We start from the raw sequence: 13,568 nt of genomic DNA, 5'->3' as shown, positions 1-13,568 counted from the left end.
ATCAGGGCCCTGTCGTGCCGTGCCGTTCGCTGGGTCACCGCGAACGGCACAGTCCGTCTCAGCGCAGCTGGCTCCCCGGTGCCGCGCACCAGGATACCGGCAGGTCCTTCACCGCCGTGCCCCAGCCCTGCTCGGGCGCCTTCGCATCGAGCGCGAACTGCAGGCGCGGGCCCTGCTGCAGGCGGTTCCAGTCCAGCCACACCGGTGCATGCACCTGGCCATCGACCTGCACGCCCTGCACGTACTGCAGGCGGCGGCCATCGGCGCCCGGCGCATCGATGCGCAGCGTGCGGCCATTGCCCATGTCCACTTCCACCTTGCTGAAACGCGGGGTGTGCAGCAGGAACTGGCCGCTGCCGGGCACCGCCGGATACACGCCGATGGCACTGAACAGGTACCAGGCCGACATCGTGCCGAGATCATCATTGCCGGTCACGCCATTCGGGGCATTGGTGAACAACTGCTGCGCGGCACGCACCACGGCGGCGGTCTTCCACGGCTGGCCGATCAGCGTGTACAGCCACGGCGAGTGCAGGTCCGGCTCGTTGTTCGGGTTGTAGCGGAACTGGTTGTAGTAGCTGTACGGCCCGACCACCCACTCCTTGCGGGCTGCATTGAGCGGGTCGGCCTGCAGCGCGTCCATCGCGAAGAACGCATCCAGGCGGCGGCCAGCCTGTTCGCGGCCATCCATCGCTTCGACCAGGCCCGGCACGTCCTGCTGCGCCAGCCACTGATACTGCCACGCCGTCCCCTCATGGAAACCATGGTGCGAGCGCGGGCTGTAATGGCCATCGGCCGGCGTGTACCACTGGCCGTCCTCGGTACGCGGGCGCGGGAAACCGGTGAAACCGGTCTCGGCATCGCGCACCTGCGGGTCCCACACCTTGCGCCAGTTGCGGCCGCGCTCACGCAGCGTCGCCGCGTCCTGCGCGTGGCCGAGGCCATCGGCCATCTGCGAAAGCGCGCAGTCGGCCAGCGCGTATTCCAAGGTGGCCGAACCACCGTGGTGCGGATCGACGTCCATGCCCTTGGATGGGAACGCACGGTCGTAGACCACGTAGCCCTTGTCCAGGTAGGTCGGGTTGCCGGAACGGCCGGCCATGCGCGAGTTCAGCGGCGGCGTGCCGAACGCGTTGCGGCGCAGCGCATCCCACGCCTGCAATTCACGGCCCTTGAGCGCACCGAAGCGCCACAGATCGACCATGAACGGCGTGACTGGATCGCCGGTCATGATGTTGGTCTCGAAGTTGGCATAGCCCCAGCGCGGCAGCCAGCCACCCTGCTCGTCGATCGCCAGCAGGGTACGGCCGATGTCACGCGCCACGTCCGGGCGGGTCAGTGCCAGCCACTGGTTCTGCGCGCGGTAGGTATCCCACAGCGAGAAGTACTCGTAATAGGTCCAGCCATCGGCGCGGTGGATACCATCGTCATAGCCGCGATAGCGGCCGTCGGCATCGTTGCCGGTCATCGGCTGCAGCAGCGCGTGGTAGGCCGCGCTGTAGAACACGGTGCGGTCATCGGCCGTACCGCCCTGCACACGCACCCGACCCAGCTGCTCGCGCCACGCCTGCTGGGACAGTGTGCGCATGCGGTCGAAACCGAGAAGCGCCCCACCCTGCATGCCGTCTGCGCGCAGATTGATGCGCGCGCCTTCGGCGTCCACATGCGAGATCGCGCTGACCGCCGTCACCGACTGGCCCTTGGCCAGGTCGAAGCTGAGCCAGGCACCGTTCGGCTTCTGCTCGCCTTCCATGCTGTGGCGCGCGCCGGGCAGGCCACCGCCCTCACCCCAGGTGCCATGCGCCTTGAACGGGCGGTCGAACTCGATGCGGAACCAGGTGGTGTACTGATGGCCGCCGCAGAAACTCTTGGTGACCAGCTTGCCTTCCACCACGCGGTCGCCGACCACATCAACCACGCTGCCGATCACCGAGTGGCGCTCGTTGGCCTGGCCAACATTGACCAGCACGTGGCCATCGCCACTGCGCTGGCTGAAGGTGTAGCGCTCGGCCGCGGCACGCGTACGCGCGGTGGTCTCGGCATCGATGCCGCCGTAGCTGGTCAGCCGCACCTTGTAATAGCCCGCCTGGCCGATCTCGCCGTCATGCGTGTACGACGCGGCATAGGCCTTGTGGTCAAACTTCTTCGCGTTGCCGGTATCGAAATCGCCGCCGGGACCGATCGAACCGGTCACCGGCAGCACCGACACCTGGCCACCCTGCTCCCAGCAACCTGCGCCGGAGATGAAGGAGTGGCCGAAACCGCGGATCTTCTCGTCGTCGTAGCGCCAGCCCGAATAGTGGCTGCCGATCGGGCTGACCTGGATCAGGCCGAACGGTGCCGACGCGCCCGGGAACGTGTTGCCGTCGTCCTTGCTGCCGATGAAGGTGTTGACCTCGCGCTCCAGCGCAGCCGGCGCGGCCTGCAGCAGCACCGGCACTGACGACAGTGCGAGCAGGCAGGCCAGGCGCAGCAGCGGGCGCGAGGACACTGGGACGGCGGGAGCGGACGGCACTGGACGCATGTCGGGTTCCTGTAGTCGATGAGGCGGAGGCAGACGGCCGGGGCCGTCCGGCACCGTTCCGCTGAGCCCCGCCATGACTGGCAGAAAGCTCCCCCTGGAATGACGCCCGACCCACCAGACCGTGAATTTAGATCGATTCAAGTAGAGCATGCAGGTTCAGCCGAATGCATTCTGCGGCGCAGCATGAGAGGGGGTGTTCGGCAGGGCTGCGCCCTGCACCCGCTCCGAGCTGGAGCAACAGCAACACCAACAGCAGAAGCTGATTTCCTGTGGGGAGGCGGGGTGGGTCCGGTTGCGGGGGCCGCTGCAAGTACGTCCATGTAAGCTCGGTCGCCGCTTGCTCGTGTGCGCAGTCCTGCGCACACGGCAAGACCGGGGTTGGGCGTCCTGCCCAACCCGCCCAAGGCATGCCTCGGGCCCATGCGGCTCACGCCCCCGCAACCGGACCCACCCCGCCTTCGACAGTTTCTCGCGATCTGCAGTAGATCCACGCCATGCGTGGATCAATCTCTGTCGGATAACGAAATCAATCGGGATCAGATCCGTTTTCCAACGGAAAACGGATCTGATCCCATGACCCCGCGTGATTCCAGGACCTATCCAACCGTCACCGGGAAACTGTCAAAGGCGGGGCGGTGTGGGCTGGCAGGACCGTTGGCGCCATGGATGGCGCCATCGAGCCCCCATGGACGGGTTTACGGCGTGTCCTGCCAGCCCACACCGCCCCGCCAAACCACAGACGACCCAGAGCCGCTTTGGCTTTGGCTTTGGCTTTGGCGTCAAGCAGGTGCAGGGCGCAGCCCTGCCGCCCCACCCTCCCCTGCGCACGAAAACGATTTCACTGATTTCAGCAAACCGTCATGCCTTCGCCACGCCAGTACCATATTGCGGAGCAGCATGCGCCCGCGGGCGACCCATGCTAAAAAACGCCCGCCCATCGCTTAGATCGATCCAAGAACGACACTGCGATGGCCGGGAGTTGGGGGAGCAGCAACAGGACGTACCAGGCCACGCGCACGGTGCTACTGCCACTGCATGGCAATAGCGACAATGTCACTTCAAATTAGATCGATTCAAGTTGTCCGTGCCACATCACCGGATCAATCCAGGAGAGAGGGAGAGATGGGAATGAAGCATTCAACACGTACGCATAGCCAGGACGCACTGGCGCTGGCCATCGCGCTGGCCTTGGCCGCCGCCGTCATTCCGGCTGGCGCCGCCGCGCAGCAGGCCGCTTCCACCGGCTCGCAGGAAGCCACCAACCTGGACAGCGTCCAGGTCACCGGCTACCGCTACGCCATTGAAAAGAGTCTTGAGCAGAAGCGCGACGCCAACGCCGTGGTCGAAGTGATCACCGCCGAAGACGTCGGCAAGTTCCCCGACAAGAACGTGGCCGACGCACTGCAGCGCGTGCCCGGCGTGGTCATCACCCGCAGTGGCGGCGAAGGCAAGAGCGTCAGCGTGCGTGGCCTGGCACCCGACCTGACCCTGACCCAGTTGAACGGCAACTACGTGGCCACGTCGGAAACCAACGACGAAGCCACCCGTTCGTTCAACTACACCCTGCTGCCGTCGAACATGCTGTCCAGCGCCGAGCTGTTCAAGTCGCCGGAAGCCCGCATCGACGAAGGCGGCATCGGCGGCACGGTCATCCTGCACACCCGTCGCCCGCTGGACATGGAATCCAACTCGGGCTTCGTCACGCTCGAGGGCACCTCCTCCGATACCCACCACGATATCGACCCGCAGGCGTCGGCCCTGTATTCGTGGCACAGCAAGGACGAGCGTTTCGGCGTGCTGATCGGCGTGACGCAGCAGAAGCGCACCACCCGCACCATGGAAGCCAGCACCGAGGACTACCAGTGGTATGGCTCCGGCAAGGCGCGCGATGCCTATGGCAACGTGCAGGCGCAGGATGGCATCCACTACTGGTGGGGCAAGTCCGGCTTCAACAACCAGACCGGGGGCAACTACAGCGACTTCTTCATGCCGACGTCGGTCAACTTCGCGGTGAAGGAAGAGAAGCGCGAGCGCAAGGGCGGCCAGCTGACCTTCCAGTTCAAGCCGGTCGACAACGTTACGATGACGGCCAACTACTTCCGCTTCGAGCTGCAGGGTGACTACACCCAGAACATGCTGAAGATTCCGGAATGGAGCATGGCCCGCTTCAACGGCGATGGAAACTGGGCCGGCGGCCGCCTGCTCAACGGCCTGGATTTCGATCCCAGCGGCAACACCGTTACCGGCGCCCAGTTCGAAAAGCTGGCTGGAAAGACCTACTACTGCAGCGAAGACCAGGCCAAGGCCGCCGGCCTCAAGCCCGGCGGCTGGGGCCCGGACGACTGCACGGTTCCGACGCCGCAGCTGACCGGTGGCTACAGCAAGGAAAAGGCACTCTCGCAGACCGCTGACCTGACCATCGACTGGGACATCAGCCCGCTGTGGAAGGCCTCGTTCACCGGTGGCCGCACCTGGTCCGAAGGTGGTCCGTCGATGAACTTCCGGATGTCGGCCAAGCCGCGCCGCAAGGTCGGCAACGATTACCTGTCGGGCAACCTGTACAGCGCCTGGGACCTGACCGGTACGCCGTCGGCCACCTTCTCGCCCGACCTGCAGCAGCAGCTGATGAACGGCATCGCCGAAGTCGACACCGGCTCGACCGATTCGTCGTGGAAGCGCACCGAGGTCAAGCAGAACTACTTCCAGGCCGACGTCACCAAGCTGTTCGAGTCCGGCTGGCTGGACTCGATCCAGTTCGGCGCCAAGTACCGTGACGGCAAGGTCCATCGCAATACCGGCAACACCTACTGGGTTTGCCCGGGCCGCGACCCGGCCGACTATGACAACAGCCGCTACCAGAGTGGCTGCGATCCGACTGCGGGCGACGCGCAGCCGGGCTTCTTCCTGTCCAATCCGATCAGCAACATCGCGGGCGGCTTCAATGCCAACGTGTTCCCGGGCATCAACTACCCGGCCTACATCGATTACCTGAACAAGACCTACGGTGGTTCGCACAACCGCACCGAGGAAGACTTCGTCTACAACGTCAACGAGAAGATCTACTCGGGCTACTTCCAGGCCAACTTCCGCACCGAACGCGTGCGCGGCAATGTCGGCGTGCGCGTGGTGCGCACCAAGCAGTTCGCGCAGTCCTCCGACTCGATCGAGAAGTTCAACGACTACTTCCTGGACAACGCGTCCGGCGCACCGATGGCGTGCACCGATCCGGCCGCTGCGGCCTACCCGACCTACAGCTGCGAGAGCGGCTTCGTGCGCCTGCCGCACGATCTGGCGCAGAGCAAGACCTACAGCCTCATCGGCGTGGATCGCACCTACACTGACGTACTGCCGAGTTTCAATATCGCCTGGGACATCACTGACACGCTGGTGCTGCGTGGTGCCGCATCGAAGGTGATCGCCCGCCCTGGCTACACCGACATCGCAGCACCGGGCGCACTGAGCTATTACAGCGAAGAGTACGTCAATGATCGCCGCGTTGCCGGTGGCGCATCGACCGCAGGCTGGGTCGGCCAGGGCAGCAACAAGCAGCTGGAACCGTTCAAGGCCACCCAGTTCGACCTGGGCCTGGAGTGGTACTTCCAGCCGGGCGCGGTCGCCGGCGTCGGCCTGTTCCGCAAGAACGTGGACAACTTCACCCTGCCGGTGGTGCGCGACACGCCGATGGTCATCAACGGTGAAGCGGTGAACGTGCAGCGCTACGAGACCCAGGCCAATGGCCGCGATGGTGTCTCGCAGGGCGTCGAGCTGTATGGCCAGTACACCTTCGATTTCGGCTTCGGCGTGCAGGCCAACTACACCTACAACGACACCAACCTGGCCTCCATTGTTCTGGACGGTCAGGAAATCGGCTCCTCGCCACTGGTCGGCAGCGCCAAGAACCAAGCCAACGTGACGGTGTTCTACGAGAACGAGAAGTTCCTCGCGCGCGCCTCGTTCAACCGTCGCGGTCAGGTTGTCGGTGGGCTCAACAATGGCCTCACCGTCTACACCGAGCCGTATGACCAGCTGGATCTGAACGTGGCCTACAACCTGACCCCGGACTGGACCCTGACCGCCTCGGTGATCAATGCCACCAAGTCCGAGCAGCGCGTGCACCTGGGAAGCGACACCAAGGCACGCCTGATCTCCAATACCTACGCAGGCCGCCAGCTGTACTTCGGCGCTACCTGGAAGTTCTAAGGCAACACCGGGTTGCCCGGGCCCGCCCCGGTGCAACCCACGCCCCGCCCTGGCGGGGACGTTCCTCCACGGCAGCCGCGCTGGTACAGGTGGCTGCCGTTTTCATTGGTGCTTTGTCTTCGGTTCAGCCCTGCGCTTGACCCTGCCAATGTTGGAAGGTGCACACTGGCGCCACCCCAAGAGCACCGAAGGAGCTACAGATGGAATTCCACGTGGAAGGCATGACCTGCGGCGGCTGCGCACGCAGCGTGACCAAGGCGATCGAGCTGGTCGATCCGCAGGCCAGCGTGCAGGCAGATCCCGCCAGCCGTCGCGTGCAGGTACAGACCTCGGCCAGCGAAGCGCAGATCGTGGCGGCGCTGACCGATGCAGGCTTCCCGCCGCGCACGGCCTGATCCCCTAGCCTGCGCCTGCAACGAAAAACCCGCCCGGTGCAGCTGCACCGGGCGGGTTTTTCATGTATGCAACGCCAGGTCAGTGCTTGTGCGTGCGGCGCCGTACTGCACCGGTCTTCGCGGTCTCCGGCGGTGCCAGGGTCTCTTCGTCCTCGCCCAGCCGCTGCAGGATCGGGCATTCCGGGCGCTCATCGCCCGCACAGCAGCTGATCAACGACTTCAGCGTGTCGGCCATCTGCCGCATGCTTTCGATACGCTGCTCCAGGTCGGCGATGTGCTGTTCGGCAAGTTGCTTGACGTCGGCACTGTGCCGCGAGGTGTCGTTCCACAGGCCGAGCAGATCGGTGATCTCGGCCACCTGGAAGCCAAGATCGCGCGCCCGCCGAATGAAGCGCAGGCGGTGGATGTCCGCCTGCGAGTACGCCCGGTAGCCGGACTCGGTGCGATCGGCCGCGGGAATCAGGCCGATCTGTTCGTAGTAGCGGATCATCTTCGCCGAAACGCTGGAGGCCTTGGCGGCTTCACCGATGTTCATGCGGTTCTCCTTCAGTGGCTCGCGGCGGGGGTATCCGCCATCGGCGCCTGGAAGCGGCGCAGGCGCAGCGCGTTGCCCAGCACGAACACGCTGGACAGCGCCATCGCACCGGCGGCGAACACCGGCGACAGCAGCACGCCCCAGACCGGGTACAGCACGCCGGCAGCCACCGGAATCAGCGCGGTGTTGTAGGCAAAGGCCCAGAACAGGTTCTGCCGGATGTTGCCCAGCGTTGCCTTCGACAGCGCGATGGCATTCGGCACGCCCTGCAGGTTGCCCGACATCAGCACCACATCGGCCGACTCCACCGCGATATCGGTGCCGGTCCCGATCGCCAGGCCGACATCGGCCTCGGCCAGCGCCGGCGCATCGTTGATGCCGTCACCAACGAAGGCGACATGGCCGTGCGTGGCCTTCAAGCGACGCACCGCTTCGACCTTGCCTTCCGGCAGCACCTCGGCAACGACTTCATCGATACCCAGCTGGCGTGCGATCGCCTGCGCGGTGCCGGCATTGTCGCCGGTGATCATCGCCACCTTCAGGCCCAGCTGGTGCAGTGCCGCGATCGCGGCCGGCGTGCTCGGCTTGATCGGATCGGATACTGCGATGATCGCTGCCAGGCGTCCATCGATGGCCGCGTACAACGGCGACTTGCCCTGCGCGCCGAGTTCGGCCGCCAGCGCTGCAAACGCGGTGATATCCACGCCAAGATCGCGCATGAAACGATCGGCGCCGACCTCCACACGCGCACCCTCCACGCTGGCGCGTACACCCATACCGGTGACCGATTCGAAGTCGACCATGGCCGGCAATGCGAGGCCCTGCTCGGTGGCTGCATCGACAATGGCACGGGCGATCGGATGCTCCGAACGTGACTCCACGGTAGCAACCGCGGCCAGTACCGTGGCGCGATCGAAGCCGTCGGCGATCTCCAGGTCGGTCAGGCGCGGGCGGCCTTCGGTCAGCGTGCCGGTCTTGTCCACCGCCACCACCTGCGCGTCCTTCAGCAACTGCAGTGCTTCACCCTTGCGGAACAGCACGCCCATTTCGGCGCCACGGCCGGTACCGACCATGATCGACGTCGGCGTGGCCAGACCCATTGCACACGGGCAGGCGATGATCAGTACCGCCACCGCATTGACCAGCGCGAAGCTCAGCGCCGGCGATGGGCCGAAGATCAACCAGACCGCGAAGGTCGCCAGTGCGGCCAGCATCACCGCCGGCACGAACCACAGGGTAACCTTGTCGACCACCGCCTGGATCGGCAGCTTCGAGCCCTGTGCCTGTTCGACCATGCGGATGATCTGCGCCAGCATGGTCTGCGCGCCCACCGCCGTGGCACGCACGGTCAATGCACCTTTCTGGTTGACCGTGCCGCCGACCACGCTGCTGCCCGGCTGCTTCTCGACCGGAATCGGTTCGCCACTGATCATCGACTCGTCGATGTAGCTGCGCCCCTCGATCACCTCGCCATCGACCGGCACGCGCTCGCCCGGGCGCACTTCCACCACATCGCCGCTCAGAACCTCGTTGACCGGGATCTCGATCGTGCGGCCGTCACGGATCACATGCGCGACCTTGGCCTGCAGGTTGACCAGGCGCTTGATCGCCTCCGAGGTACGGCCCTTCGCGCGCGCCTCAAGGAAGCGGCCGAGCAGGATCAGCGCGACGATCACCGCCGCTGCTTCGTAGTAGACGTTCACCGTGCCCGGCGGTAGCAACCGCGGTGCAAAGGTCGCCACCACCGAGTAACCGAACGCTGCGGCGGTACCCACCGCCACCAGCGAGTTCATGTCCGGCGCCAGCCGCAGCAGTGCCGGGAAACCCTTCTGGTAGAAACGGCGGCCGGGAATGGCCAGCACCAGCAGGGTCAGTACGAACTGCAGGTACCAGCTGGTCTGCATGCCGAGGGTGGCCATCACCCATTCGTGCATGCCGGGAATCAGGTGCGACCCCATTTCCAGCACGAACACCGGAAGTGCAAGTGCGGTGGCCACGATCAGGTCGCGCTTCAGTTCGGCGCGCTCGGCATCCTTCTTTTCCGCCGCTTCGTCATCGGACTGAACGCCCGCTTCGATGGCATGGGCGGCATAACCGACCTTGTCGATGGCCGCTACCAGCGCATCCACAGCGGCCACGCCGCGCACCGTGGCGCGTTCGGTGGCCAGGTTGACGCTGGCCTGGCTGACGCCCGGTACCGCCAGCAGCGCGCGCTCGACGCGACCGACGCAGGAGGCACAGGTCATGCCTTCCACTGCCAGCTCGATGGTGCCGGCCGGCACGTCATAGCCCACCCGCTCCACCGCCTGGATCAGCGCGGCGCGATCGACCGGACCGGACGGGCGGATATCCGCGCGCTCGGTGGCCAGATTGACCGAAACACTGCCGACGCCCTCGACCTTGGACAGCGCCGCTTCGACACGGCCGACGCAGCTGGCGCAGGTCATGCCCTCGATGGGCAGGCTGATGGTGGACGGGCTTGCGGGGACTGCAGTGGCGCGGGGCGTGCTCATGATCGGATTCCCGGGGTTCCTTCTGGATGCGGACAGGCTAAACCTTGCCATCGTGGGAAGGTCAAATCCAGCCACCCCGGGGTTCATGAAGGGATTCATCCACGCATGGCGTGGATCTACCGGGCGGACGGGGGCGCCTTGCGGATCAAGGCCCGACGCCCCCGCTGTCCGCCTCAGAAGGTGAACACGTACTCCAACGCGAACTCGCGGCCAACCGCGCCGAGCAGGCGGGTCGGGGCGAAATCGTAGTCCAGCTTGTACGGGTCCTTGTGGTTCCAGCTGGCCGAGTTGAACGCGTTGTTGACGTAGACGTTGACCTTGGCGTGCTCGGTCACCTGGTAGCCCACGTTGAAGTTCCAGGTGATGAACGGCCCGACCCGCCCGTAGTAGCGCGCCGTCTGCTGGCCGGCGTTGGGATTCGGATTCGGCGAGCCGTCCGGACGCGTCGCCGGCTCCAGGCAGTTGAGCGACGGGCTGTCGCTGGGCACGTAACCATCGGCGAACGGCAGGCAGCCGCCAGGATTGTTCAGGCGATCGGTGCCCCAGTGGTAGCGCACGCCCGGCACCGAACCGATGCGATCGGCATAGACATTGGCATTCCAATTGCCACGCTGCCAGGCCAGGCTCGCGCGCAGCTTGCTGCGCAGGTCACGGTCACGACGCTCCGGGTTCGGATCGTTGGCGTAACGCTGTTCCTTGGTTGAGATCTGGTTGGTGTAGTTCAGGCCGAGCTGGAAGCTGCCCCACTGCGCGGTTTCCAGGCGATAGCGCGCGGTCAGGTCGATGCCGCGCACTTCGCGGCTGGCCAGGTTGAACGGGCCGCGCTCGATCGATACCAGGCGGCCGTTGCTGTCACGGTTCACGCGGGCCAGGATGCCGGCGCAGTACTCGCCACCGGCCGGATTGGCCCACGGCGTACCGTCCATGTTCTTGCCGGTCAGGCAGCCCGCTTCGCTGGCCAGCACCTCGTCGGCGCCAACGTCGACGATCATGTCTTCCAGCTTGATTGCCCAGTAGTCGGCACTGACCGAGAGATTGGGCATCACGTCCCAGACGAAACCGACCGTCCACGAATCACCGGTCTCCGAGCGCAGCAGCGGCGTGCCACGCCGGTTCACATCGAACGTGTACCAGACATCGGTATTGCCCACGCCACAGTTGTTGACCAGGTACGCGCCGCTCTGGATGCAGCGCAGGCGGTCATAGGTCTGCACTTCGGAGCTGCTCGGCTGGCCCAGCAGGTAGTGCATGTCCGGCGCATGGAAGCTGGTGGCATAGGAGCCGCGCACCAGCAGCGACTCCACCGGGCGCCATTCCAGGCCGACATTCCAGGTGGTCTCCTTCTGGCTGCCGATGTCCAGCGCTTCGCCGCTGTTGTCAGCCTTGTAGCTGCCATAGCGGTCATAGCGCGCGGCCGCAGTGGCGGTCACGCTTTCCAGCAGCGGGATCTTGAACTCGACGCCGGCCGAATAGCGGGTACGCTCGCCGCCACCGCGATCGACGTTCTGCAGGTCGAAATCGATGCCGGCGCGCGGATCGGGACTGAGGTGATAGCCCTGCTGCGCAACCTCGGCCACCGCCGCGAACGAGATCGGGCCGGCCCAGCCCTGGAACAACTCGCCGGTGATATCCGCCGAAGCCTGATTGACCCATGAGGACGCACGGTTATTCGCCACGGTGCCCATCTGCCAGTACTGATCCGGCGTCAGCGGGTTCCACCAGCGCGATTCGTTCAACGCATAGATCGCCTCGCCGTCGGCGGTAGTGCCCAGCTTCGGGCCGAGGAAATAGTCGTACGACTTCTGCTTGTCGACCACGTTCTGCCGCTCTTCAACGCGGTAGTAGGAACGCCCCACCGTGGCGCTCCAGTCGAAGCGATCGGCCAGGCGACCACGCAGGCCCACACTCCAGTCCCAGGACAGTTCGCGGTTGGTGTTACGCAGCGTATCCAGGCCGCCCACCTCGTTCGGCGTGAACTGGCGCACGCCGAGGATCGGGCGGTTGCGGTTGGCATCCCAGTAGTAGCCGTTGTCATCGTCGATCAGCGACACGCCGGGCGGATTGGTGCCCCAGATCGCTTCGGAACGGTATACCGCCAGGTTGGTCCAGGCCTGCAGGTCGTTGCTGAAATCGAAGGTGGCATACAGGTTGCCGGACACGTTCTCGGCACCGCCGGTGAGCAGCCAGTTGGCGTAGTCGGCGCTCATGCCGCACAGGCGGCCGGTGTTGGTGATGGTGTTGGCGGCGTAGTTGTAGACCAGGCGATCGGCGGTGTAGTACTCGCCATCGAACTTCTCGCAGGTACCGGTGGGCGGCGCCAGGCGCTGGCCGGTGGTGGGATCGATCAGCGCCAGGCCGGCGGTGGGACGGAAGCCGACCTTGCGTTGTTCCATGTTCCAGGACGGGTACGGCGCATCGTCGGCATCGTCCATCTGCGGACGGTCACGGCCGAACAGCGGATCGCGCTTGGTGTACTGCAGCGCGTAGGTCACGCTCCAGTTGTCGCCGGTCCTGCCGCCGGCCCAGGACAGATCCCAGGTATCGCGACCGCCTTCGGTGGAGGTGCCGCCGCGCACGCGCACTTCGTCGCCGTCGTAGTTCGTCTTCAGGATGACGTTGACCACGCCGGCGATCGCATCCGAGCCATAGATGGCCGAGGCGCCACCGGTCAGCACTTCGATGCGCTCCACCGCGGCAGCGGGAATGTTGCCGTAGTTGGAGAAGTTGGTTTCGCCGCCGTAGGGCAGCGGGTAGTCCGCTACGCGACGCCCGTTGACCAGCAGCAGCGAACGGTTCGGGCCCATCCCGCGCAGGTTCAGGCCGCTGGCATTGGGCGTGTGCGAACCCCACTGCGAGGCCGCCTCGACGGTACCGGTGGCTTCAGTGAGCGTCTTCAGTGCGTCGTAAACGCTGACGAAGCCTTCCTTCTGGATCTGTGCGGCGGTGATCACGTTGACCGGCGCCGGGCCTTCAACGCTGGCGCGCTTGATGCGCGAACCGGTGACGGTGACCGCGTCGAGATCCTTGGTGGACGAACTGGCGGCCTCCTGCGCGCTGGCCGCCAGGGGCAACAGGGCCAGGACCAGGGCCTGGGACAGCAGGTGACGACGCTTGCGGACGATCTGAGCCATGGGTGGTTGCTCTTCGAAAGTGTGGACGCACGGACGGGTGGTGGCGCGGCACTACGGCTGATCCGGGCACCTGGATCGGTTCAAGACCGATACGGCGCCCTCCCCTGTGGATCGATCCAAACTAAAGCACAGCTGAACCACGCCGGGCATGCGGCGACGCAGCAACACCTGGCGCAATGCCGTTATCGGCTGCAGGTATCCAAAACAATCAACGGGTTGCGAAACATCGCTGAGAAGACGGCGCACACGTCGATGACACGATCGCGACAA

Annotated in this window: 6 protein-coding genes; 2 read left to right on the top strand and 4 right to left on the bottom strand. The window is 65.4% G+C overall.

Annotated elements, in window-relative coordinates; genetic code table 11:
• Positions 1-58: 58 nt before the first annotated feature.
• A complete protein-coding gene (locus ACZK13_RS09275) occupies positions 59-2,524 on the bottom strand; it encodes a GH92 family glycosyl hydrolase (protein WP_478482477.1) in 2,466 nt (821 codons plus the stop codon).
• 1,122 nt (positions 2,525-3,646) lie between these two features.
• Here ACZK13_RS09275 and ACZK13_RS09270 point away from each other — a divergent pair.
• Both ACZK13_RS09270 and ACZK13_RS09265 read left to right on the top strand, forming a co-directional pair.
• Entirely contained in the window at positions 3,647-6,724 is a 3,078-nt protein-coding gene (locus ACZK13_RS09270; protein ID WP_478482476.1) for a TonB-dependent receptor, read from the top strand.
• Positions 6,725-6,924: 200 nt separating this feature from the next.
• Positions 6,925-7,119: a heavy-metal-associated domain-containing protein gene (locus ACZK13_RS09265; RefSeq protein ID WP_021204511.1), complete on the top strand. Its 195-nt coding sequence runs from the start codon at positions 6,925-6,927 to the stop codon at positions 7,117-7,119.
• Positions 7,120-7,198: 79 nt separating this feature from the next.
• Here the strand turns inward: ACZK13_RS09265 and cueR are convergent, their stop codons facing one another.
• The 3 genes from cueR to ACZK13_RS09250 form a co-directional block, all read right to left on the bottom strand.
• Positions 7,199-7,654: a Cu(I)-responsive transcriptional regulator gene (gene cueR / locus ACZK13_RS09260; protein WP_125892811.1), complete on the bottom strand. Its 456-nt coding sequence runs from the start codon at positions 7,652-7,654 to the stop codon at positions 7,199-7,201.
• Positions 7,655-7,665: 11 nt separating this feature from the next.
• Positions 7,666-10,167 (bottom strand): heavy metal translocating P-type ATPase, encoded by a 2,502-nt coding sequence (locus tag ACZK13_RS09255; RefSeq protein WP_253145917.1) that lies wholly within the window; start codon positions 10,165-10,167, stop codon positions 7,666-7,668.
• A 173-nt stretch (positions 10,168-10,340) separates the two neighbouring features.
• Complete coding sequence (locus ACZK13_RS09250) at positions 10,341-13,298, bottom strand: TonB-dependent receptor plug domain-containing protein (RefSeq protein ID WP_478482475.1); 2,958 nt, start codon at positions 13,296-13,298, stop codon at positions 10,341-10,343.
• Positions 13,299-13,568 lie beyond the last annotated feature (270 nt).

The sequence above is a fragment of the Stenotrophomonas sp. 99219_Sma genome (assembly GCF_056480785.1).
Note: the sequence above shows the minus strand (reverse complement) of the source record. Positions and strands in the feature narration are given on the sequence as shown.

Bases quoted from the DNA above. Each gene is read 5' to 3' on its own strand.
- cueR (WP_125892811.1), bottom strand. From the start codon at position 7,654: ATGAACATCGGTGAAGCCGCCAAGGCCTCCAGCGTTTCGGCGAAGATG.
- ACZK13_RS09270 (WP_478482476.1), top strand. From the start codon at position 3,647: ATGGGAATGAAGCATTCAACACGTACGCATAGCCAGGACGCACTGGCG.
- ACZK13_RS09265 (WP_021204511.1), top strand. From the start codon at position 6,925: ATGGAATTCCACGTGGAAGGCATGACCTGCGGCGGCTGCGCACGCAGC.
- ACZK13_RS09275 (WP_478482477.1), bottom strand. From the start codon at position 2,524: ATGCGTCCAGTGCCGTCCGCTCCCGCCGTCCCAGTGTCCTCGCGCCCG.
- ACZK13_RS09250 (WP_478482475.1), bottom strand. From the start codon at position 13,298: ATGGCTCAGATCGTCCGCAAGCGTCGTCACCTGCTGTCCCAGGCCCTG.
- ACZK13_RS09255 (WP_253145917.1), bottom strand. From the start codon at position 10,167: ATGAGCACGCCCCGCGCCACTGCAGTCCCCGCAAGCCCGTCCACCATC.